The sequence below is a fragment of the Streptomyces sp. NPDC037271 genome (assembly GCF_055603605.1).
Window position 1 is genome coordinate 212,539 of the sequence record NZ_JBVJVN010000010.1, and the last position, 21,931, is coordinate 234,469.

Annotated in this window: 18 protein-coding genes; 9 read left to right on the plus strand and 9 right to left on the minus strand. The window is 72.9% G+C overall.

The window, feature by feature from the left end; translation table 11 throughout:
• The first annotated feature begins 1 nt into the window (after position 1).
• From ACZ7G3_RS19645 to ACZ7G3_RS19670, 6 genes are all read left to right on the plus strand, one after another.
• On the plus strand, positions 2–2,824 hold the full coding sequence (locus ACZ7G3_RS19645) for an NHLP bacteriocin export ABC transporter permease/ATPase subunit (RefSeq protein ID WP_426597753.1): 2,823 nt from the start codon (positions 2–4) through the stop codon (positions 2,822–2,824).
• An 89-nt stretch (positions 2,825–2,913) separates the two neighbouring features.
• Positions 2,914–3,924, plus strand: a complete 1,011-nt coding sequence (locus ACZ7G3_RS19650; RefSeq protein ID WP_426597754.1) for a Ppx/GppA family phosphatase — start codon at positions 2,914–2,916, stop codon at positions 3,922–3,924.
• 75 nt (positions 3,925–3,999) lie between these two features.
• Positions 4,000–4,179 carry a hypothetical protein gene (locus ACZ7G3_RS19655; protein WP_470927083.1) on the plus strand — a complete coding sequence of 60 codons (180 nt, stop codon included), beginning with the start codon at positions 4,000–4,002 and terminating at the stop codon, positions 4,177–4,179.
• 56 nt (positions 4,180–4,235) lie between these two features.
• Complete coding sequence (locus ACZ7G3_RS19660) at positions 4,236–5,267, plus strand: iron-containing redox enzyme family protein (protein WP_470927085.1); 1,032 nt, start codon at positions 4,236–4,238, stop codon at positions 5,265–5,267.
• Between the two features lie 30 nt (positions 5,268–5,297).
• Positions 5,298–5,942, plus strand: a complete 645-nt coding sequence (locus tag ACZ7G3_RS19665; protein ID WP_470927087.1) for a HemK2/MTQ2 family protein methyltransferase — start codon at positions 5,298–5,300, stop codon at positions 5,940–5,942.
• Positions 5,923–6,186: a CDGSH iron-sulfur domain-containing protein gene (locus tag ACZ7G3_RS19670; protein ID WP_426519078.1), complete on the plus strand. Its 264-nt coding sequence runs from the start codon at positions 5,923–5,925 to the stop codon at positions 6,184–6,186. Before ACZ7G3_RS19665 ends, ACZ7G3_RS19670 begins: the two co-directional genes overlap by 20 nt.
• A gap of 156 nt (positions 6,187–6,342) precedes the next feature.
• On the opposite strand, the gene ACZ7G3_RS19675 is transcribed toward ACZ7G3_RS19670, so the two are convergent.
• The 6 genes from ACZ7G3_RS19675 to ACZ7G3_RS19700 form a co-directional block, all read right to left on the minus strand.
• A complete protein-coding gene (locus tag ACZ7G3_RS19675; protein WP_470927089.1) occupies positions 6,343–6,777 on the minus strand; it encodes a protease inhibitor in 435 nt (144 codons plus the stop codon).
• Between the two features lie 507 nt (positions 6,778–7,284).
• Positions 7,285–8,892 (minus strand): RICIN domain-containing protein, encoded by a 1,608-nt coding sequence (locus ACZ7G3_RS19680; protein ID WP_470927090.1) that lies wholly within the window; start codon positions 8,890–8,892, stop codon positions 7,285–7,287.
• Positions 8,893–9,281: 389 nt separating this feature from the next.
• Positions 9,282–9,659, minus strand: coding sequence for a toxin Doc (locus ACZ7G3_RS19685; RefSeq protein WP_426597760.1), 378 nt, complete (start codon positions 9,657–9,659; stop codon positions 9,282–9,284).
• A 3-nt stretch (positions 9,660–9,662) separates the two neighbouring features.
• Entirely contained in the window at positions 9,663–9,911 is a 249-nt protein-coding gene (locus ACZ7G3_RS19690) for a hypothetical protein (RefSeq protein ID WP_426519086.1), read from the minus strand.
• Between the two features lie 98 nt (positions 9,912–10,009).
• Positions 10,010–12,265, minus strand: a complete 2,256-nt coding sequence (locus ACZ7G3_RS19695; protein WP_470927141.1) for a glycoside hydrolase family 9 protein — start codon at positions 12,263–12,265, stop codon at positions 10,010–10,012.
• A gap of 179 nt (positions 12,266–12,444) precedes the next feature.
• A complete protein-coding gene (locus ACZ7G3_RS19700) occupies positions 12,445–15,531 on the minus strand; it encodes a glycoside hydrolase family 2 TIM barrel-domain containing protein (RefSeq protein ID WP_470927092.1) in 3,087 nt (1,028 codons plus the stop codon).
• 264 nt (positions 15,532–15,795) lie between these two features.
• Between ACZ7G3_RS19700 and ACZ7G3_RS19705 the strand changes: the two genes are divergently transcribed.
• Both ACZ7G3_RS19705 and ACZ7G3_RS19710 read left to right on the plus strand, forming a co-directional pair.
• On the plus strand, positions 15,796–18,174 hold the full coding sequence (locus ACZ7G3_RS19705) for a SpoIIE family protein phosphatase (RefSeq protein ID WP_470927093.1): 2,379 nt from the start codon (positions 15,796–15,798) through the stop codon (positions 18,172–18,174).
• A 170-nt stretch (positions 18,175–18,344) separates the two neighbouring features.
• A complete protein-coding gene (locus tag ACZ7G3_RS19710) occupies positions 18,345–18,995 on the plus strand; it encodes a DUF4232 domain-containing protein (RefSeq protein WP_470927095.1) in 651 nt (216 codons plus the stop codon).
• A 55-nt stretch (positions 18,996–19,050) separates the two neighbouring features.
• Here ACZ7G3_RS19710 and ACZ7G3_RS19715 read toward each other — a convergent pair whose 3' ends face one another.
• The 3 genes from ACZ7G3_RS19715 to ACZ7G3_RS19725 form a co-directional block, all read right to left on the minus strand.
• On the minus strand, positions 19,051–20,019 hold the full coding sequence (locus tag ACZ7G3_RS19715) for an aldo/keto reductase (RefSeq protein ID WP_470927097.1): 969 nt from the start codon (positions 20,017–20,019) through the stop codon (positions 19,051–19,053).
• A gap of 78 nt (positions 20,020–20,097) precedes the next feature.
• Positions 20,098–20,685, minus strand: coding sequence for a flavoprotein (locus ACZ7G3_RS19720; RefSeq protein WP_470927099.1), 588 nt, complete (start codon positions 20,683–20,685; stop codon positions 20,098–20,100).
• A 9-nt stretch (positions 20,686–20,694) separates the two neighbouring features.
• The gene (locus ACZ7G3_RS19725) at positions 20,695–21,129 is read right to left on the minus strand and encodes a nuclear transport factor 2 family protein (protein ID WP_470927100.1); all 435 of its coding nucleotides are present in this window, start codon (positions 21,127–21,129) and stop codon (positions 20,695–20,697) included.
• Positions 21,130–21,249: 120 nt separating this feature from the next.
• On the opposite strand from ACZ7G3_RS19725, the gene ACZ7G3_RS19730 reads away from it, so the two are divergent.
• Entirely contained in the window at positions 21,250–21,858 is a 609-nt protein-coding gene (locus ACZ7G3_RS19730; RefSeq protein WP_470927102.1) for a TetR/AcrR family transcriptional regulator, read from the plus strand.
• Positions 21,859–21,931: the final 73 nt, after the last annotated feature.

The window sequence follows — 21,931 nt, forward strand, 5'->3', positions numbered from 1 at the left end:
GATGAGATCCGTGCACGAAGGACAGGGCGACCTCGTCCTCGGGGCGCTCGGCTCGCTGGGCAGCCGCGTCGACTGCGCCGGGTTCGGCCGCCTGGACCTGGAGGGCCCGCAGGTGCTGTGGCTGGTGGCGTCCGGCGCGGTGGACCTGTTCGCGGTGGACGCCGAGGAGCAGGGCCACTGGCACCACCTGGGCCGCCTGGAGGCGGGCTCGGTGCTGCTCGGTCCGGTCGCCGGGCCGCAGCACACGCTGGTCGCGCGTCCGCTGCGGGACTGCGTGGTGCACCGCATCGGACTGCGCGAGCTGTACCAGCCGGCGAGCACGCAGACCTGGTCGTACGACGAGTACGGCAACCCCCAGTACGTACCGCCGACGACGAGCCCGCTGGAGTACGCCCTCGCCCTCGGCGTCGGCCGCGGTCTGACCGTCCTCTTCCAGGCGCCGATGGCGACCGAGCGGGCGGCCGCCCCCACCGACGACGACGTGTTCTGGATGCAGGTCCCGCCGGGCAGCGTGCAGTACGGGGCGCTGTACGGCGACGAGGCGGCCGCCGACCTGCTGATGGACCCGGGGCTCTGGCAGAGCCTGGTCGACCAGCAGTACCGGCTGCTGACCACGCTGGACCGCTGGATCGAGCAGCTGGAACGCACCCACGAGACCCGTACCGCGGCCGGTATCAAGGCCGGCGAGGCGGTACGCGCCCGGGCCGACCGGACGCTGCTGGCCTCCATCGGCAAGCGGTCGGGGCAGCGCACCACATCCGCCGACGCCGACGCCACGTACGCGGCGTGCAGGCTGGTCGCCGGAGCCGCCGGCATCCCGCTCGCCGAGCCCGCCCGGAACGGGACGGAGAGCGACCGGCTCGACCCGGTGGAGCGGGTCGCCGTCGCCTCACGCGTACGTACCCGGACCGTACGGCTGGACGGCCGCTGGTGGCGGGACGACGTCGGGCCGCTGATCGGTCACCGGGCCCTGTCGGGCGCGCCCGTGGCGCTGCTGTGGCGGCGCGGCGGCTATGTGGCCGTCCATCCGTCGACCGGCCGGGAGACGCCGGTCGAGAAGGCGAACGCCGCGGAGTTCGAGCCGCGTGCGGTGATGTTCTACCGGCCGCTGCCCGAGCGCCGGCTCAGTCCGCTGCGGCTGCTGCGGTTCTGTATGCGGGGCACGCGTGGTGATCTGACCGGTCTGCTGCTCGCCGGGCTGGTGACGGTGGGGATCGGCGCGCTCGTGCCGATCGCCACCGGCAAGGTGCTCGGCGAGTTCGTGCCGAAGGCGCAGACCGGGCTGATCGCGCAGGTATGTCTCGCGGTGATGCTGAGCAGTGTCGTCGCGGCCGCCTTCATGCTGCTGCAGAACCTCACCATCCTGCGGCTGGAGGGGCGGGTGGAGGCGACCCTCCAGCCCGCGGTGTGGGACCGGCTGCTGCGGCTGCCGACGAAGTTCTTCACCGAGCGCTCCACCGGTGAGCTGGCCGGCGCGGCCATGGGCATCAGCGCGATCCGCAGACTGCTGGCGGGCGTCGGTCCGACGGTGGCCCAGTCGGTGACCGTAGGGGCGATGAACCTGGGACTGCTGCTCTGGTACAGCGTGCCCATGGCGTTCGCGGCGATCGGCATGCTGGTGGTCGTCGCCGCCGTGTTCCTGGGGCTGGGGCTGTGGCAGGTGCGCTGGCAGCGGCGGCTGGTCAAGCTCACCAACAAGCTGAACAACCAGGCGTTCCAGACGCTTCGCGGGCTCCCCAAGCTGCGGGTCGCGGCGGCCGAGAACTACGCGTACGCGGCGTGGGCGGAGCAGTTCGCGCGCAGCCGGGAACTCCAGCAGCGTGCGGGCCGGATCAAGAACCTGAACGCGGTGCTCGGCGCGGTGTACCTGCCGCTGTGCACGCTGCTGATGTTCATGCTCCTGGCCGGTCCGGCGCGCGGTTCGATGTCGGCGGCCGAGTTCCTCACCTTCAACGCCTCGGTGACGATGCTGCTGACCTCGGTCACCCAGCTGACCGGCGCGTTCGTGTCGGCGGTGGCCGCGCTGCCGCTGTTCGAGGAGATCAGGCCGGTCCTGGACGCCACGCCCGAGGTCCGCACGGCGAGCACCCGGCCGGGGCCGCTGTCCGGGGCGGTCGAGGCGCGGCGGCTGTCCTTCCGCTACACCGACGACGGACCGCTGGTCCTGGACGACGTGTCGTTCGAGGCGCGGCCGGGCGAGTTCGTGGCGGTCGTCGGTGCCAGCGGCTGCGGCAAGTCGACGCTGCTGAGGCTGCTCATCGGCTTCGACCGGCCGCTGTCGGGCAGCGTCCTGTACGACGGCCAGGACCTGGCCGCCCTCGACCAGTCCGCGGTGCGCCGGCAGTGCGGGGTGGTGCTCCAGCACGCGCAGCCGTTCAGCGGCTCGATCCTGGACGTGATCTGCGGCACCGAGCCGTACACGCCGGAGGAGGTGATGGCGGCGGCCGAGATGGCCGGGCTCGCGGAGGACATCAAGCGGATGCCGATGGGCCTGCACACGATCGTCTCCGGCAGTGGGGCGGTCTCCGGGGGCCAACGGCAGCGGCTGATGATCGCGCAGGCGCTGATCCGCCGGCCGCGCATCCTCTTCTTCGACGAGGCGACCAGCGCCCTGGACAACGAGACGCAGCGCGCGGTGATCGAGTCCACCAAGGCCCTCGACGCCACCCGGATCGTCATCGCCCACCGCCTGTCCACGGTGCTCGACGCCGACCGCGTGATCGTGATGGAGGACGGCAGGGTCGCCCAGCAGGGCCCGCCCGCCGAGCTGCTCGCCGACACGGGCGGCCGGCTGCACGAACTGGTGCGACGGCAGCTGGCCTGACGGGCCGGAGTGCGGCCGGCACGCCCGGTTTCCGGCCGTACCGGCCCCGGGCCCGTTGGACCGGCGCCAAAATGGGTACCTGCGCCTTCATGCGTATCAGCGTGGTGGATGTGGGCTCGAAGACGGTCCGGCTCATGGTGGCGGACGCCGAGGGTGGGGTTCCGCTTCCGGTCCACACCGCGAAGTGGCGGCTGCGGCTGTCCGAGCAGGTCAAGCCCGGGGATCCGGTCCCCGAGGAGGCCGTGGAGCGGCTCGTGGAGGCGGTCACCGACGCGAACAGGACCGCGGCCCGCTGGGGAGCGGCCGACCCGCTGGCCTTCGCCACCGCCGTGGTGCGTGCCGCGCCCAACCGCCGGGAGGTGCTGCACACCGTCCGCGCCCGCACGGGCACCGCCCTGTGCACGCTGCCGGGCGAGGTGGAGGCGGAGCTGACGTTCCTCGGGGCCCGGCGCTGGATGGGCTGGCGGGCCGGGCCCCTCGCCCTGCTCGACATAGGCGGCGGCTCCCTGGAGATCGCCTTCGGCCGCGGCCGGCTGCCCGACTTCGTGGCGTCGCTGCCGCTGGGGGCGGCACGGCTGACCCACGAGTTCCTCGCGGGCGGTGAGGAGGCACCGCCACCGGAGCAGGTGCGGGCGCTGCGCCGCAAGGTCCGCCATCAGCTGCGGGACGTCGCGGCGCGGATCCGCTGGGAGGGGCCGCGCACGGCGGCGGCCACCTCGCGGACCTTCCAGCAGCTCGGGCGGCTGTGCGGGGCCTCGCCGGGACGGCACGGGCCGTTCACGGAGCGGCAGCTGCGCTGCTCGGACCTGGGAGAGGCGATCGGCCGGCTGGCCGCCCTGTCCGCCGCCGAGCGGGCCCGGCTGCCCGGCATCTCCGCGCCGCGGGCGGCGCAGAGTCTGGCCGGGGCGGTGGTCGGGCACACCGCGATGAAGCTGACCGGGCTGGAAACGGTCACGCTCTGCCCCTGGGCGATCCGCGAGGGCATCCTGCTGCGCCACATCGAGGACGGCCCGTCCTGGTGGGCGGAGGTCGTCCGCCGCAACGACGAGGCGGCCACTCCGGCCCCGGTGCCCCTGCGTGTCGCGACCGCGCCCGGCTGACCCGCCACGTGGCAGGGGCCGCTCCCGCACCCGGGAGCACACGACCGAACGGTACGAGGAGAGAAGGAGACACCCGTGTCCCAGGATGACGAGCGCACCCACGAGCAGCCCGAGACGGCCATCGAGGAGGTCCTGCGCGAGATCAAGGAGTCCAGGCCCCGCGACGCGGAGTCCGACGAGGCCCGGCGCCGGGGAGAGGCGGGGGACGCCACCTCGCCGAACACCGGGGCCCAGCGGGACGCCGAGGGCGAGTGACGCGGGACCGCGCGCGGGCGGGGGTGCCGCCGCGGTGTGCGGGTACTCGCGACGCCATGGAGTACGACCGCGAAGGACCACAGTTGCCGACGGCCCGGGGCCCGCTCTCCACGGCCGTCGGCGCGTACCTGCTCGGCGCGGGCCCGCTGCCCGGCCCGGAGGCCGTCGCCGCCGCACCGGCGTACGGCGACGACCTGCAGCTCGCCCTGTACCAGTGCTACGAGCTGCACTACCGGGGCTTCGCCGGCGTGTCCGCCGACCTCGAGTGGGACCCGGACCTGCTGCGCGTGCGGGCCGCGCTGGAACACCGCTTCCTGTCCGCGCTACGGGCCGGCACCCGGGTCCACGACAGCGTGGACGAGGCGGTCGGGGCGCTGCTCGTCGAGCCGGTCGACGGGAAGGGCGTCAGCCACTTCCTGCGGGACGAGGGCGAGTTGTGGCATCTGCGCGAGTACGCGGCCCAGCGCTCCCTGTACCACCTGAAGGAGGCCGACCCGCACGCCTGGGTGCTGCCGCGGCTGTCCGGGCGGGCGAAGGCGGCGATGGCGGCGGTGGAGTTCGACGAGTACGGCGGCGGCCGTCCCGACCGGGTGCACGCCCGCCTGTTCGCCGACCTGATGACGGACCTGGGCCTGGACACGACGTACGGGCGCCATCTCGACGCTGCCTCCGCCGAGTGCCTGGCCACGGTGAACATGATGTCCCTGTTCGGTCTGCACCGTGCCCTGCGCGGCGCCCTGGTGGGCCATTTCGCGGCGGTCGAGATCACCTCGTCGCCGGGTTCCCGGCGGCTCGCCGAGGCGATGCGCCGCACCGGCGCCGGGCCCGCCGCCGAGCACTTCTACGACGAGCACGTCGAGGCCGACGCGGTGCACGAGCAGATCGTGCGCCATGAGGTGATCGACGGGCTGCTGGAGCAGGAACCGCACCTCGCGGCGGACGTCGCCTTCGGTATCGGCGCCACCGGGTACGTCGAGGACCGCTTCGGCGCCCGGCTGCTCGCCGACTGGCGGGCCGGCCGGTCGTCCCTGCGCACCCGGCTGCCCGACCCGCCCCGCGAACCCTCCGGGGCCGCCCATATTTCGTGACGGCCGGGGTACGTGGGAGCCGTGAATTTCATGGTGCTTCCGGGCGTCTACGCCCCTCAGGAGGACACCGCCCTGCTGGCCGGGGCGCTGTCCGACGAGTCGCTCTCACCGGACGCGGCCGTGCTCGACGTGGGGACCGGCTCGGGCGCCCTCGCCCTGGCGGCGGCACGGCGGGGCGGCCGGGTGACCGCGGTGGACGTGTCGTGGCGTGCGGTGTGCGCGGCCCGGCTGAACGCCGCGCGGGCCGGGCTGCGGATCCGCGTCCGGCACGGCAACCTCTTCACGCCCGTGCGCGGTGAGTCGTTCGACCTCGTGCTGGCCAATCCGCCGTACGTGCCGGCACCGGGCGGTGGCCGGCGGCCGCGCGGTGCGGCGCGGGCCTGGGACGCGGGCCACGACGGCCGGCTGGTCCTGGACCGGATCTGCCGGGAGGTCCCCGGCCTGCTGCGTCCGGGCGGTGTGCTGCTGCTGGTGCAGTCCGCGCTCAGCGATCCCGAACGGACCGTCGGGCTTCTGCGCGAGGCCGGTCTGAAGGCCGCGGTGACCCGGCGGCAGCGGATCGCGTTCGGTCCCGTGGTGCGCGGACGGGAACGCTGGCTGCGCCAGCGCGGGCTGCTGTCCCTGGCCGAGAACGAGGAGGAACTGGTGGTCGTCCGTGCAGAACTCCCCGTCTGACCCCCCGCGTCCGTCCGGTCCCGCGGGCTCCCCGCGCCGGGTCAGGGTCCAGCGCCGGGGGCCGCTGCTGGTGGAGGGCCCCGTGGAGGTGGAGCTGGAGGACGGGACGACGGTGTCGTCCGACCGCTTCCGGGTCGCGTTGTGCACCTGTCGTCGCAGTCGGCGCTACCCCTGGTGCGACACCAGCCACCGGTCCAGGTCGTCCGGCACCGGTGACGGTGCCGGGCCGGCGGTGAAGGACTGACCGCGCCGCGCCGTGGTTCCGGTTCCGGGGAGGACGGCGGACGGCCCCACTCCGTCCGCCGCCCCCGGTGCGGGACCGCGGGTCCGTACGGCGGCGCTCGCACTCCCCAGTAGCGAGTCGCCGGTCACGCCGCACGGGTCAGGCGGTCCCGGTCCTTCAGAACGTGAAGACGCTCGCGCTGCCCGCGTTCTTCACGCACTCGTTGGCGAAGGTGCGCTCGTAGGAGAGGTACCGGCCCTGCCAGACGCCGTCGACCGTGACGACGACGGGCGCGTACTCCCGGGTGCACAGCACGCCGGAGTCGGCCGTCAGGGCGTCGAAGTCGCCACCCGCGTCCCGCAGTTCCGCGCAGGCGAGGTCGGGGGCGGGGTGGGTGCCGGAGGCCTTCGGGGCACAGGTCAGGGTGACCGCGCGTACGGGTGCGGCGGTGGCAGCGCTCTCTCCGTGTCCCACGGTCAGCACGAGGGCCGAGGGGGCGTGGAGCGACGCGGGGGCGGTGGCCGGGGAGGCGAGGGAGGCCCCGGCGAGGGGCCCGCAGACGGCGGTCGCCGTCAGGCCCAGAGTCGCTGCCCAGCGCGCGGTGTTCCGCATTGTGTGCATCCTTCCGCTCGATATGAGGGTGTCGCCGGCCCAGCTCGGTCGGTGCCGGAACGGCGAGCGCGAGTCTGCCGAGTCCGGCGCCGAAACTCATCTCGACCCCATGGATTTCGGTAACTTTGCGTATTGAATCAGTGGCGTGAAGTCACAGAATTCGAACGTTCCAAGTCCGGAACGGGGTGGTTCTTGATCGGTCATCGAGGCCCGAACTGGCCGAATGGCGTGATCCGCACGTTCGCCAATAGGCCTGAAACACCCCTGTAACAGATCCGTTCCCCCAGCGGCCGGCCTCGGCATGCTCACCGGTACGGGGCCGGCGACGCGAGGCGGGACCTGGGGACGGCGTGCAGCGCCGGTGGCGGCAGCACCGCGCGCCACCGGTGACACCCGCTTCGTCACCCGCGGGTCCGTACCGGTCGCCCCACGCGGCGCAAGCCGCACATCCAGTGGCCCCGCGCCTCCGCGGGGACCCACCTCGCACCGGACCCCGCCCGGCGCCTCTCAGCTGCCCGGCAGCTCCACCCGCCGGGCGTCCGGGGCGCCGGTGCCCGCGACCGACAGGGCACCCTCCGCCGTCGGTACCGGCTCGGTCCGCCAACGCTGGCCGTCGGAGCCGTCACGCACCTTCACCACGAGGTCGGCGTCCGTGGTGACGGTGGTGACGGCGAGGGCGAGCCGCTGCTGCCGGCGCGGCACCAGCTCTCCCTGTCCGGTCAGGTCGTAGCGCACGTCGTCGCCGCGCCCGGTGCCGTCGTCGGCGCAGGTACCGAGAACGACGACCCCGGCGTCCGCCTGCGAGTCCAGACACAGCCCCGGGTCGGCGACGCTGCGCAGCAGTCCGTCGTCCTCGTGGGTCCACTGCTGGGTCCACGCCCCGGAACACGCCGCCAGCCGGGCGCCCGTCCCCGCCTTCGGCTCTCCCCGGACGTCGAGGCAGAGGTCCGCGGCGACGTTGCGCAGCCGCGTGCGGTCCGCCGCCGCGGGGGGCCCGGCCGCACCGGGCGGTTTCGGACGGCTGGTCGCGGACGCCACGCCGTCGCCCCCGGCGGCGCTGGTGGAGGCGGCCGGATCGGCGCCACCGCCGTCGTACGACCACACGCTCACCACGAGCACGATCGCCGTCACCGCGGCCGAGGCCGCGCCGAACTGCCTGAGCACCGACCGGCCGGAGCGCGGCCGGCCCGGGGCCCGGCGTACGGGCACGGGAATCCGGGCCAGCAGCCCCGGGCGTCCGCCTCGGTGCCGGGCGGCGCCCTTGGCGAGGCCTCCCGGCGTCCCGCGCCCCGGACGGGAGTCGAGATAGCGCCGGGCCCCCCAGCCGAGTACCGCTTCGGCGATCAGGGGCCCCAGCCCGCCCTTGAAGTGGCCGAGTTGTTCGGCCGCGTACCGGCAGTGCCGGCAGTCCGTCAGATGCTCGCGGACATCCGGCAGCAGGGCGCCGCCGCGGCGAATCGGAACGTCGAGGAGGCGGCTGTGGAAGCGGCAGTCCTGGGTCGGCGCCAACTGGCCGTGGGCGTGCAGACAACCCTCGCGGAATTTCTCACGCGCTTGTTCGAGCGTGACCGACGCGGTGTCGGCATCCATGCCCAGCAGACCGGCCGGGACGCTTATGCCCTCACCCTCGACTTCTGTGTGCCACAGCAAACAACGGGCCGGTCCGGGAAGCGACGCGAATGCTCGCGCGGCCAGCACCCGGTTTTCCGGGGTCAGGGACTTCGCCGCCCGCACGGCGCGTCCGCCGGCGGGTTTGAGCAGCTGCGGGAGAACGCCGGATATCCCGTCGTCGGCGGACCACTGCCGAACCGTGTCCCGTACGGCCACCAGCAGCCGCGGACGCAGTGCGGTGGCGGGCTCGCCCTGGGCGAGCCGGTCCAGCACCCGGCGCCAGGCGGCGGCGGTGACCATGGCGGCGACCTGGCCCGACGTGGCGAGGCAGAGGGTCGCGTAATCGTGGGCGGGCTGCCAGTGGCGCGCCATCAGCAGCGCGGCGGCCTGGGCGGCCGCGCCCTGGGGGCCGTCCCTCAGCCGCGCGGCCAGGAACTCGTCGGACTCCCCGGGATCCCCGCCGGACGGCGGGTACGCGGGTCGAGGAGGGTGGGGGGTGGGCACTGAGACGTTTCCTTCCCACGCACATGCGACTCAGAAGTTCCGGTCGCCGAAAAGCACCCTGATTGGCATATACCTTTTGAGTGCGGTGCGGAGAGCGTGAATTCGCCACAGCGAAATCGGGCCTGGTTCGTCCAGGCGCGTGCGAGACCCGGCCTTACCCCCCGCACGGGTGCTTCACTCTCGCACAAACCACTCATGGTCAACAAGGAGAACCGGCAACACGAGCCCTGTGTGAAAGAAGGTCGGATCACCCGGCAACTCGTGCGGCTCGCAGCGGCTTTCGCCTTTCTCCCCGCACCCCGTGTGAGACACGTGCACACGCCGGTGCGGGCGCGCACGCTCCCGGCGGGCGCCCTGACGCGGTGGGCCGGCGGCGGCCCTCCGGGGTTTCAGATCTGCCAGGAACGCAGTCGGTCGGCGGCCCCGTAGACGTCGGCCCCGCCGGACATCAGGTCGCGCGCGAGGTCGACCAGGGCGCCGTAGGGCGGGTCGATGCCGACGCCGCTGGCGTACATGTAGGCCACGGCCGTCGCGCAGGCGAAGCGGGCGTTGGCCGAGGGCAGGGGCTTGAGGACGGCGAGGGTGTGCAGCAGGGCCGCGGCCCGCCAGGCGGGGTCGGAATTCACCCCCAGGCGGGGCGGGTCGACGCGGTGCCGGGCGACGGCGGCGACGAGCGCGGAGAAGTCGTTGATGGTGGGCTGCTCCGGCAGTACTTCCTCATGGCGCTGGAGCAGCCAGGGCACGTCGATGTGCAGGACCTCTGCCATGGGTCAGGCGGCCCGCCCCTCGCCTCCGAGGGGCGGTGGTTCGTCGTCGGGGAAGGCGGCCGCGAACTCGTCGGCGTGGGCCGAGAAGAACCGGCGGAAGGCCGCCGCCCCCTCCTGCAGCGCCCGGTGCCGGGCTATGTCGGCGGCGGCGGCCTCCCGCACGAGCGCCTTCATCGACGTACCGCGTTCCTTGGCGATCTGCCGCAGGTCCTCGAGCTCGCGGTCGCTGAACTCCACGTTCAGAGCTGGCATGCCTCCCACGGTACCGCGAGGGTACCGACTCGTAAATAGCCGCAGGTCAAAGCGGCATTGTGTGGGTACCGAGGGAGGCGGTCCCGGTGATCGTGCGGTCAGCCCTGGTCCGCCACGAAGGAGGCCATCCGGGCCAGTGCGGCGTTCCAGTTGATGGTGTGCTCGTTTGTCGACCAGGACTGGATGTCGTCGATGAAGCAGAACTGGGCGACGCAGCCCTGAAGTTTGCTCTGGGCGTAGGGATCCTGGATGTGCGAGTTCGGTCCGCCGGACAGGGTGCCGTCGGGCGGGGCCGGCAGTGACGGGTCGAGCTGCTTGGCGTACCAGCGGCTGTGCTGGTTGTGCGCGTTGACCTCGCCGTAGCCGGTGACGTACGACATGTTCAGCGCGTTGCGGCCCAGGATGTAGTCCATGCTCTGGAGCGCGCCGTCACGGTACTTCGAGGCGCCGGTGATGTCGTAGGCGGTGGCGAGGACGACGGCGTTGTTGAGGATCTGGTGGCTGGAGCCCCAGTCGTAGACGTTGTCCTCGGGGGCGTAGGGCATGCCGTACGGATGCGCCTTGAGCGTGGCCAGGTACCGGTCGGCGCCCTGGACGACGGAGCGGCGGACCTTGTCCCGGCCGGGGAGCCGGTTCGGGACGGTCGCCAGGTCGAGCCGGGCGGCCGCCGCGGTGCGGGCCCAGTCGAAGCCGAGCGGGCCGAAGATGTCGGCGGTGTGGACCGGGGAGTTCAGGACGTACTCCTTGAAGTCCCGCTCCCCCGTCGTCAGGTACAGCTCGGCCGCCGCCCAGTAGAACTCGTCCTGGACCTGGCTGTCGGGGTAGGCGCCGCCGCCGATGCCGTCGCTCTCGTCGGCGAGCACGTCCGGGTGGGCCAGGGCCGCCTTCCACGCCGTGCGGGCCGCGTCGAGCGCCTTCGCGGCGAACTCCCGGTCGTAGGGGCGGTAGAGGCGGGCCGCCTGCGCCGCCGTGGCCGCCAGGTTGAGGGTCGCGGCGGTGGTCGGCGGGTGCAGTTCGCGCTTCTGCGGGTCGTCGCTGGGCAGCAGCGGCAGCCCGGTCCACGCCTCGTCGTGGATCTTGTGGTGGGCCATGCCGGCCAGCGGCTGCCCGTCCGGCACCTGCATCTTCAGCAGGAAGTCCAGCTCCCAGCGGACCTCGTCGAGGAGGTCCGGCACCTTGTTGCCGCTCTCGGGGATGTCGAGGGTGCCGTCGCCGAGCTTGGACGGCTCGCCCGTGCGGGCGTGCAGCGAGCGCTCGTAGGTGCTGAGCAGCTCCCAGGTGGAGATGCCGCCGTTGACGACGTACTTGCCGTGGTCGCCGGCGTCGTACCAGCCGCCGGCGACGTCGAGGGTGTAGTCGCACACGCCCGGCTGGCAGGGCACCTCGGTGTCACCCTGGTTGGGTGCCACGCCCACGTGTCCGGCGGGGCGGCCGTAGCCCGGGCGCAGCTCGTCGCTGATCGGGGTGCCGCTGCGCTGCGTGTAGTAGTACTTCGCGGAGTCGGTGCGCAGCTTCTCGTAGGCGGCGGTGCCGATGTCGAAGGGGCGGCTGGTCTCCCCGTCGGCGACCAGGGTGTAACCCTCGCCGCGCTTCTTGTGGCGGCCGAAGTCGATCGAGTGGACGTTCTGCCCGGAGGAGGCGTCGACGCCGCGTGGCTTGCTCCAGCCGTGGGCGACGACCCGGCCGTGGTCGTTCTTCAGCTGCCAGGGCAGGCGGGAGGTCGCGTCGGTGACCAGCGTGGCGTTCTTCGGGCCGGACGGGAGGTAGCCGACCTGGTTCACCCGGACCCGCGGCCCGGTGTCGGGCACGTACGGCTCGGGGGCCACGCCGCCCAGCAGGGACACGTCGTCCACGCAGAACCGCCAGGCGTCGGGCGTGCCGCCGAGCTGGAAGCCGACCTGGCCCTGGGTGGTGTCGACGGGTGAGGTGAAGGTGTAGGAGTAGGTGTTGCCGGAGACGCTGAGCTGCGGGCTGACCTCGTGGTAGGTGTCGTACGGGGACACCGACAGGCCCACGATCGCCCGGACCACGTGGTCGGCGGGTGTGCCGGTCGCGGTGAAGGAGAACTTGTACGACTCCCCCGCGACGAGGGTGATGTCGTTCTGGCCGACGGCGGCGTCCCAGCGGTTGGCGGTGCCGCCGGGGGCGTCGGCGCACAGCCGGCCGTCGGACACGGCCGCGGTGACGTTGCTGCTCGTCCACCAGGAGTCGGTGCCGTTGTCGAAGGTGCCGTTCTTGACCTGCTCGGTCTCCTCGGCTCCGGCCGGGGCGGCGGGCAGCGCGGTGACGGCCGCCGCGAGGAGGGCCGTCAGGGAGACGAGGGCGGTTCTGCGTCGTGTCGGGCGTTGCGTCAGGCGTCTTGTCACGTCCGGGCTCCTCGGGGGAGGTACGGGTGGCGCGCTCGGATCACAGCGTATGGGAGCGCTCCCAAAAGCGGTCGCAGGACATGCTTGTGGGAGACATGACATTCCGTCAACGGTCCGGACGGGACTCGACGGGACTCGTTTCCCGTCCGGACCGTGTCGCCGGGACCTCAGGCGGCGGGCGCGTCCAGCCGGCTGATGCGGATCGCCCCCTCCACCTCGTCGGGGTGGCGGCTGGTCAGCGTGAGGCGGACACGGGAGCCGCGCAGCGCGTCGAAGGTGACGACGGTGGGCGCGTCGGACTCGGAGGCCCAGTCGGTCCGCGTCCCCTGAGCCGCTCGCCAGACGCGGCCGTCCCAGACGGCGACCTCGATCGCGGCGGGCAGACTGTGCGTGGCGTCCACGGTGAAGGAGACCTCGATCCGGTCGTAGGTGCGCCTGCGCCCGTGGTCGACCGAGACCCAGTCCTCGGCGCGGGCCCCGTCGAAGGCGGGCAACAGGGCGGTGGCCGCCTTGTGGAAGCCGTTGGACCATCCCGTCGCCGGGTCGCCGTCGAGCATGGCGGCCGGGAGTGTGTCGGGGCGGCCGGAGTAACTCGCGTCCGCGTGCGGGTGGTCCACGGGCGCGGGGTGCCCGGGCCGGAACTCCGGGGCGGGCGTGGTGGCGCGGGTCGCGGCCCGGCGGGCGCGGACGGTCGCCGTGTCCGTGCGCAGCCCGTCCGCGCGGGCCGTCACCCGCACCGTGCCCGGCCGGGTGCCGGACCGCACGATGGCGAGGGCCTTGCCGTGGAAGGCGGTGCGGGTACTGGCCTGGTAGCGCTCGGCGCTCTCCTGGCGGCCGTTGTCGAGTCCGGCGAGGGAGCCGCCCGCGACCTCGAAGGAGATCGGATGCTCGGCGCCGGGCACCACGACGCCGCGCCGGTCGACCACCTCGGCGGTCACGAAGACCAGGGAGCGGCCGTCGGCGGCGACGCTCTCGCGGTCCGGGGTGAGGCGCACGGCGTGCGGCGCCCCCGCGGTGCGCAGGACGTCGGTGGCGACCGCCCTGCCGTCCCGCCGGGCGACGGCCTTCAGCTCGCCCGGCTCGAAGGGCACCTTCCAGGTCAGGTGGAGCTTGCCCGCACTGCCGTTCGGACTGGTGTAACTGCCGGGGTAGGGGCCGTCGGTGAAGGTCTTGTCGTCGCCGGTGGCCTCGGTGGTCTCCAGGTACGTCCGGCCGTCGGCCGTCTTCTTGGTGTCGAACGTCCGGGTGCCGAGGGACTTCCCGTTCAGGAACAGCTCGACGGTGTCGACGTTGGCGTACGCCCAGACCTCGACGGTGTCGCCCTCGCGGTGGTTCCAGCCGGCCGGAAGCAGGTGGACCATCGGCTCGTCCGTCCACTGGCTCCGGAACAGGTGGTACATGTCCTTCGGGAAACCGGCGGTGTCGACCGCGCCGAAGAAGGACGCCTTGACCGGGAAGACGTCGTACGGCGTCGGTTCGCCGATGTAGTCGATGCCGGACCACAGGAACTGGCCGGCGAACCACTTCCGGTCCCGGTCCTTCTTGTGGCCGTACTCACCGCTCATGGTCCAGGAGGCGAGGTTGTTGTCGTAGGACGAGGTGGCCCGGCGTCCCGGGGTGTGGTTCTCGCCGGTGTTGAGGTGTTCCGGCTCCTGGTAGGTGCCCCGCGTGGAGGTCTCGGAGGACGACTCGGACTCGAAGAGGAAGAGGTGCGGGTAGGCCGCGTGCAGGTCGTCCACCGACTTGGCGGTGTTGTAGTTGAGGCCGAGACCGTCCAGTTTGGCCAGCATCAGGTCGGCGGCGGAGCCCTTGGCGGGCATGCGCCGGTACTTGTCGGAGCCGATGACGAGCGGTCGGGTGTCGTCGGCGGCGCGGATGGCGTCGATGATCCGGTCGGCCATGGCGAGTCCGGCGGTGGAGGTGGAGTCGGGGACCTCGTTGCCGATGGACCACATGACGACGGCGGGCGAGTTGCGGGCCGCGAGCACCATCTCGGTGGCGTCCTTCTCGCCCCACTCGTCGAAGAACCGGCCGTAGTCGTAGCGGTTCTTGCCGGTGCGCCAGCAGTCGAAGGCCTCCACCAGCATGATGATGCCCATCTCCTCGCAGACCTCGATCATCTCGGGCGCGGGCGGGTTGTGGGAGGTGCGGAAGGCGTTGACGCCCATCGACTTCATGATGGTCATCTGGCGGCGGATCGCGTCGATGCTGACGGCGGCGCCGAGTGCGCCGAGGTCGTGGTGCAGGTCGACGCCCTTGATCTTGGCGTACCTGCCGTTGAGGTGGAAGCCCTCCTCGGGGTCGACGTGGAAGGTGCGGATGCCGAACGGGGTGCGGTAGGTGTCGACGGTCCGCCCGCCGACGCGCAGTTCGGTGTGGAGGGTGTAGCGGTGCGGGTCGGCGAAGTCCCACATCCGGGGGCGGGTGACGGTGAGTTCGTGGATCTCGCTCGTCCCGTCGGTGACGCCCGCCGTGGAGGCGGCGCGGGCGACCGTGCGTCCGCCGGCGTCCTTGACCGTCGACCTGATCTCGACCTCGCGCGCGGTGCCCGAGGCGTTCACGACGGACGTCTCCACCCGGACGACGGCGCGCTCGTCGCTCACCCGCGGCGTGGTGACGTACGTGCCCCAGCGCCGTACGTGCACCGGTTCGGTGACGACCAGGCGGGCCTCGCGGTAGATGCCGCTGCCGGAGTACCAGCGGCTGCTCGGCAGCCGGTTGCGCACCTGGACCGCGAGGACGTTCTCGGTGCGGCCGTCGGTGTGCACCAGGTCGGTCAGGTCGAGGGCGAAGCCGGTGTAGCCGTAGGGGTGGCGCCCGGCCTCCCGGCCGTTGCAGTGGACGACGGCGTCCATGTAGACACCGTCGAACTCGACCGAGATCCGCTTGCCGGCGGCGGCGGGCGGCAGGGTGAAGGCGAGGCGGTACCAGCCGAGTCCGCCCGGCAGGAAGCCGGTACCGCTGGTCGTGCCGTGCTCGGTGGTGGGCGTCTGCTCGATGCTCCAGTCGTGCGGGACGGCGACCTCGCGCCACGCCGAGTCGTCGTGGGCGGGGTCGGCGGCGCCGGTCGAGTCCTCGGCCGCTCCGTCGGGGTCGACCAGCCGAAAGCGCCAGCCGTCGCGCAGGGCTACGGTACTGCGGCCCGCACCGCTCCCCGCCGCGTCCGCGGCCCACGCCGACGGGGCTCCCAGCACTGTCCCGGCCGCCGGCGTCGCGGCGGAGGCGATCAGAACCGATCTGCGTGTGACCGTCATGCCGGATCTCCCTCGTCAAGCTCGTCAAGGCTCAGATGTACTCACAACTGATCGCGATCAAACAGATTCTGACGCTGTGCCACATGCGACCGTCAAGGGTACGGAAAGCTCTTTCTGTCCCGGGCGGCCCAGCCTTCGGGGGACCCGAGTGCCCGCGGAACGGTCACGGGCCCAGTGGTTCGGGTCCGCACGGAGCGCGGACGCACTAGGCTGGGGCCAGGTGACGCGCTGTTCACCGTGGGTGTGCGCAATGGAGTGGCGACGATGAGTCCGGTCAACCCGTTCGACGATGCCGCCACGGCCCGCGCAGTGATCGACGACTCGGGCACCCTGCGGGAGTGGAACGAGGGCGCCCGCCTGCTGCTGGGCCACCGGGCCGCGGACGTCGTGGGACGCCCCGCCGCGGAGCTGCTGGCCGACGGCGACGGCGACCCCCTCCCCGGCCCCGGCGACGAGCGCTGGAACGGCACCCTGGCGCTGCGGCACCGCGACGGACACACCGTGTCCGTGTGGGTGCTCGCTCACCACAGGCCGTCGCAGGGCGGCGGCCCGGGCACGTGGCTCGCCGTCGCCCCGGCGCCCGGTCCCGACCGTCCGGACGACGCGCTGGTCAGAGCAGCCCTCACCCAGTCCCCCTGCGCCACGATGATCTTCGACGACCGGCTCCGGCTGCGCGGCATCAACGACGTCATGGCACAGCTCCTCGGTCTCCCCGCGGACCGCGTCCGCGGTCTGCGGCCCACCGACATCGGCAGCAAACGGCAGAACAGGGAACTCGAACAGCACATGCGGCAGGTACTCGCCACCGGCCGCCACCACGACATGCACACCCACCTCAAGGCCACCGGCGAGAGCCGCGCCCACGCGTGGCACGCCGCCATCGCGCCCCTCACCGACGCCGACGGACAGGTGCGCGGCGTCTGTGTGAGCGCCCACGACTTCACCGAGCAGCACCTCGCCAAGGAGCGGTTGCAACTGGTCAGCGAGGCCAGCGTGCGCATCGGCACCACGCTCGACGTCACCCGCACCGCCCAGGAACTGGCGGACGTGTGCGTCCCCACGCTCGCCGACTTCGTGAGCGTCGACCTGCTGGACCCCCAGGAGCACGGCGGCGAGCCCGCCGCCGTGTCGGCACCGCCGGTGGGCCTGCGCCGCGCGGCCCACCAGTCGGTCAACCCGGGCTGCCCGGAGGCGGTGGCCGAACCGGGCCGACTGGACGTCTACCCGGCCGGCTCACCCCAGGCCGAATGTCTCGTCGCGGGGCGCGCGATCGTGGCCGCGGTGCCCAGCGGCGACGACCTGGAACGGTGGCGGGAGTGGGATCCCGTACGCATCCGCCGGGTCGAGGAGTGCGGCATCCACTCCACGATGTCCGTACCGCTCCAGGCCCGCGGCACCACGCTCGGCGTCGCGGTCTTCACCCGGTTCCGGCGGCCCTACGCCTTCACGGACGACGACCGGCTGCTGGCCGAGGAGGTCACCGCCCGCGCCGCCGTCTGCATCGACAACGCCCGCCGCTACTCCCGGGAGCGCGAGACGACGCTGACCCTGCAGCGGAGCCTGCTCCCCCGCTGGCTGCCGCCGACCGCCGCGGTGGAGGCGGCCTCCCGCTACCTCCCGGCGGCCCGCTCGGGGGTCGGCGGCGACTGGTTCGACGTCATCCCGCTGTCCGGGATGCGGGTCGCCATGGTCGTCGGGGACGTCGTCGGCCACGGGATCCAGGCCTCGGCCACCATGGGCCGCCTGCGCACCGCCGTCCGCACCCTCGCCGACATCGACCTGACGCCCGACGAGCTGCTCACCCACCTCGACGACCTGGTCGTCCGGCTGTCCGAGGAGTCCGGCGACGACGGCGCCGGCGAGGTCGGCGCGACCTGCCTGTACGCGGTGTACGACCCGGTGTCGCGGCGTTGCACCCTGGCCCGTGCCGGGCATCCGGAGCCCGTGCTGGTGCCCCCGGACGGCCCGCCCCAGCAGGTCGAGCTCCCCTCCGGGCCGCCCTTGGGGGTGGGCGGGCTGCCGTTCGAGTCCGCCGAACTGGAACTGCGCGAGGGCAGCGTGCTGGCGTTCTACACCGACGGGCTGGTCGAGAGCCGCGACCGGGACGCCGACGCCGGCCGGGCGCTGCTGCGCGAGACCCTGGCGGCCGCCGCCGGCTCCCTGGACGCGACCGGCGACCGGGTGCTGCACGCCCTGCTCCCGCCCGGCGGCGCCGCCGACGACGCGGCCCTGCTGCTGGCCCGTACCCGGGGACTGCCCGCGGGCCAGGTCGCCACCTGGGACATCCCGGCCGATCCGTCGCTGGTCGCCCCCGTCCGCAAACAGGTCGTCGAGCAACTGTCCTCCTGGGCCCTGCTGGAGTCGTCCTTCACCGCCGAGCTGGTGGTGAGCGAACTGGTCACCAACGCCATCCGGTACGGCTCCTCGCCCATCCGGCTGCGGCTGATCCACGACACGGCCACGTTGATCTGCGAGGTCTCCGACACCAGCCACACCGCGCCGCATCTGCGCCGGGCCAAGACCTGGGACGAGGGCGGGCGGGGTCTGCTGCTGGTGGCCCAGCTCACCCAGCGCTGGGGCAGCCGGCACACGGCCGAGGGCAAGACGATCTGGGCTGAGCTGGGACTGCTCGACGAGGAGTGAGGCACAGCGGCACGCCCCCGCATCCGGACGTCGTTCGCCCCCCCGTATCCGGACATCGCGTGCCCCTCGTTTCCCGCACCGTGCGGCGGGACACTCGAAGGCACAGGGCGTACGGTGCCGCCGCACGGGGCGGGCCGTGCGCGAGAAGCTGACGGGAGTGTGGAGAAGCGATGGCGAACACGTCCCCACCCGTACGCCGCACGGCCCTGCTCGCGAGCGCGGTCGCGCTCCTCGGCCTGCTGAACGCCTGCGGCAGCGAGAGCAGTACGTCGAGCGCCCCACAACCCACCAAGGCTCCCCGCACGACCAGCCCGGACACCGGTGGCGGCATCCGCACCGCACCGGCGGTCACCACCGCGCCCAGCGACACCGCGGGATCGGCCTCCGCCTCCGCGCGGACCGACGGCCGCTGCCACACCTCCGAGCTGCGCGCCGCCGTCGGCCGCGTCGACCCGGGGGCCGGGCAGCGGAACTTCCCGATCGTGCTGACCAACGCGTCCGAGCGCACGTGCACCCTGTACGGCTATCCGGGCGCCGCCTTCGTGGACGCGTCCGGTGCGCAGCTGGGCCCGGACCCCGAACGCGCGCCCGCCTCCCCCGAGACGGTCACGCTGACACCGGGCAGCAGCGCGTGGGCCGGGCTGTCGTTCTCCAGCCCGCAGATCAGCGGCGCCCGCACCGCGACTCCGGCGGCGCTGCTCGTCACCCCGCCGGACGAACGGACCCCGATCGAGGTCGAGTGGACGGCCGGTGAGGTACCGGTGGGCGGCAACGAGTCGTCGGTGTCCGTCACCGCCCTGGACGCCGGGACGGGTCCCTAGGCGCACGCGGAAGCGGGCCCCGGGCCCGTCCCGTCCCGTCCCGTCCCGTCCGGGATCAGTGTCCGGCGATCGGATGCGGTGCGTAGGGCCGCTCCAGTTCCTCCGTCTCCTTCTCGCTGAGCGTCAGTTCGACCGCGGCCACGGCGTCCTCGATGTGCCGCGGCTTCGACGCACCGATGATCGGCGCGGTCACCGTGTCCTGGTGCAGCAGCCAGGCCAGGGCGACCTGGGCGCGCGGCACGCCCCGGTCGCCGGCGATGCGCGTGACGGCTTCGACCACGGCACGGTCACCCTCCTGGTAGAGCGTGCTGCCGAAGTCGTCGGTGGCGCTGCGCTCGGTGGCGGTGTCCCAGTCGCGGGTGAGCCGGCCGCGGGCGAGCGGGCTCCAGGGCAGCACCCCGACGCCCTGGTCCGCGCAGAGGGGCAGCATCTCGCGCTCCTCCTCGCGGTAGACCAGGTTGTAGTGGTTCTGCATGGAGACGAACTTCGTCCAGCCGTGCCGCTCGGCGGTGTACTGCATCTTGGAGAACTGCCAGGCATACATCGAGCTGGCTCCGATGTAGCGGACCTTGCCCGCCTTCACCAGGTCGTGCAGGGTTTCCATCGTCTCCTCGACCGGCGTGTGCGGGTCGAAACGGTGGATCTGGTAGAGGTCGACGTAGTCGGTGCCCAGGCGCCGCAGGCTGTGGTCGATCTCGGTCATGATCGCCTTGCGGGACAGCCCGCCCCCGTTGGGTCCCGGCCGCATCCGGCCGTGCACCTTGGTCGCGAGCACGATGTCGTCGCGGCGGGCGAAGTCGCGCAGGGCCTTGCCGACGATCTCCTCGCTGGTGCCGTCGGAGTAGACGTTGGCCGTGTCGAAGAAGGTGATGCCGGCCTCCAGCGCCTGCCGGATCAGCGGACGCGAGGCCTCCTCGTCGAGGGTCCACTCGTGCGTACCGCGATCGGGCACGCCGTAGGTCATGCAGCCCAGGCAGATCCGTGACACGTCCAGGCCCGTCGAACCGAGCTTCACGTACTGCATCGTTGCTGCTCCTGTCTTCGGGATCATCAGTACCAGTGGGGAGCGTACGTCTTCGTGCGGGCTCGAAGCCGGGGCGGGTCAGCGCCGTTCGAGCAGGTCCAGCGCCCGCTCCCAGCCGAACGCCGGGTGGCCGCCGTCCTCCCCCGCCTCCCCCGCGTACGGGTCGCCGAAGCGCACGCCCATCCCGCGCAGCCGTGCCAGACTCTCCTGGTACGCGGGGTGGGAGGCCAGCGCGTCGGCCACGCAGGGCAGGACGGCGACGGGGACGCCGAGGCCGCAGGCCTCGCACAGCGTGGCCAGGGCGAGCGTGTCGGCCATGCCGGCGGCCCATTTGTTGACCGTGTTGAAGGTGGCGGGCGCGACCACGACGGCGTCCGGCGCCGGGAAGGGGCGCGGTTCGCCGGGGCGGCGCCAGGCCGACCGGATGGGGCGGCCGGTCTGCGCCTCGACGGCGGCGGTGTCGAAGAAGCCGCCCATGGCGACCGGGGTCGCGAAGACGCCGACCTCCCAGTCGCGTTCCTGCGCGGCGGTGACCAACCTGCCGACGTCACCGGCCACGCCGGCGGCGCAGACGACGACGTAGAGGAAGGGTTTCTCGGGCTTCTCAGCGCTCTCGGGCTTGTCGCCGCTCTCGGGGTCCTCGGCGTTCCGGGCCTGTTCGCTCACCCCGGAACCCTACTGAACGGGCCGCGGACCGTGGATGCGGCGGTCCGACTCCTCGATGCGTACGTCGTTGATACTGGCCTCCCGCCGGGTCATCAGGCCGTGCTCGTCGAACTCCCAGAGCTCGTTGCCGTAGGAACGCCACCACTGGCCGTCAGCATCGCGGGACTCGTACTGGAAGCGGACGGCCATGCGGTTGCCGTCGAAGGCCCACAGGTCCTTGCGCAGCGCGTACTCGTGCTCGCGCGCCCACTTGGCGGTGAGGAACTCGACGATGGCGGCGCGGCCCGTGAGGAAGGTGTCGCGGTTGCGCCAGACCGAGTCCTCGGAGTAGGCGAGCGAGACCTTGTGCGGGTCCCGGGTGTTCCACGCGTCCTCGGCGGCCCGCACCTTCCGGGCGGCGGTTTCGCGGGTGAACGGCGGCAGGGGCGGTCGGGCGGGCGTCATGGCTGAACCTCCGTCGGCACGTGTGGAGAACGAGCGTTCTCCACACGGCTGCTACCGTAGGAGAACGCTCGTTCTCGCGTCAAGGAGCGCGTCGAGACACACATCAGGGAAGAGGTCCCCATGGACAGCGAGGTCGCCCGCGAGCGGGCCCTGGACGCGGCGGAGAGGCTCTTCTACGGGCGGGGTGTCCAGGCCGTCGGCATGGACGACGTCCGCGGCGGCTCCGGCGTCTCGCTCAAACGCCTCTACCAGCTGTTCCCGGCCAAGGAGCAGTTGGTGCTGGCCTATCTGGAACGGCGCGACGTGCGCTGGCGTGGGCGGTTGGCGCAGTACGTCGACCGGCACGAGGAGCCCGGCCCGCGGATCCTGGCCGTCTTCGACTGGCTCGGGCAGTGGTTCGCCGAGCCGGACTTCCGCGGCTGCGCCTGGATCAACGCGTACGGCGAACTGGGGGCCGCCTCTCCCCTGGTGGCGGACCGGGTACGGACGCACAAGGGGGCGTTCCGCGAGTACCTCGACGGCCTGGCGGCCGACGCGGGGCTGTCCGCCTCGGTGGGCGGACAGCTGTTCCTGCTGGCCGAGGGCGCCATGGTGACGGCGGGCGTCACCGGCGGTACGGCACCCGCGGGCCAGGCGCGTGAGGCCGCGCGGGTGCTGCTGGGCGCCGCCGGGGTGAACGTCTCGGCGGCGGAGGCTCCCGGGGCCGGCCCACTGTCCGCGACACGCTGAGGGCGCCGACGGGCCGGCGGCCGGGTGGCGCGCAGCGGGTCGTAGGCGGCGGGAGGGCGGCAGGGGCGGGTCC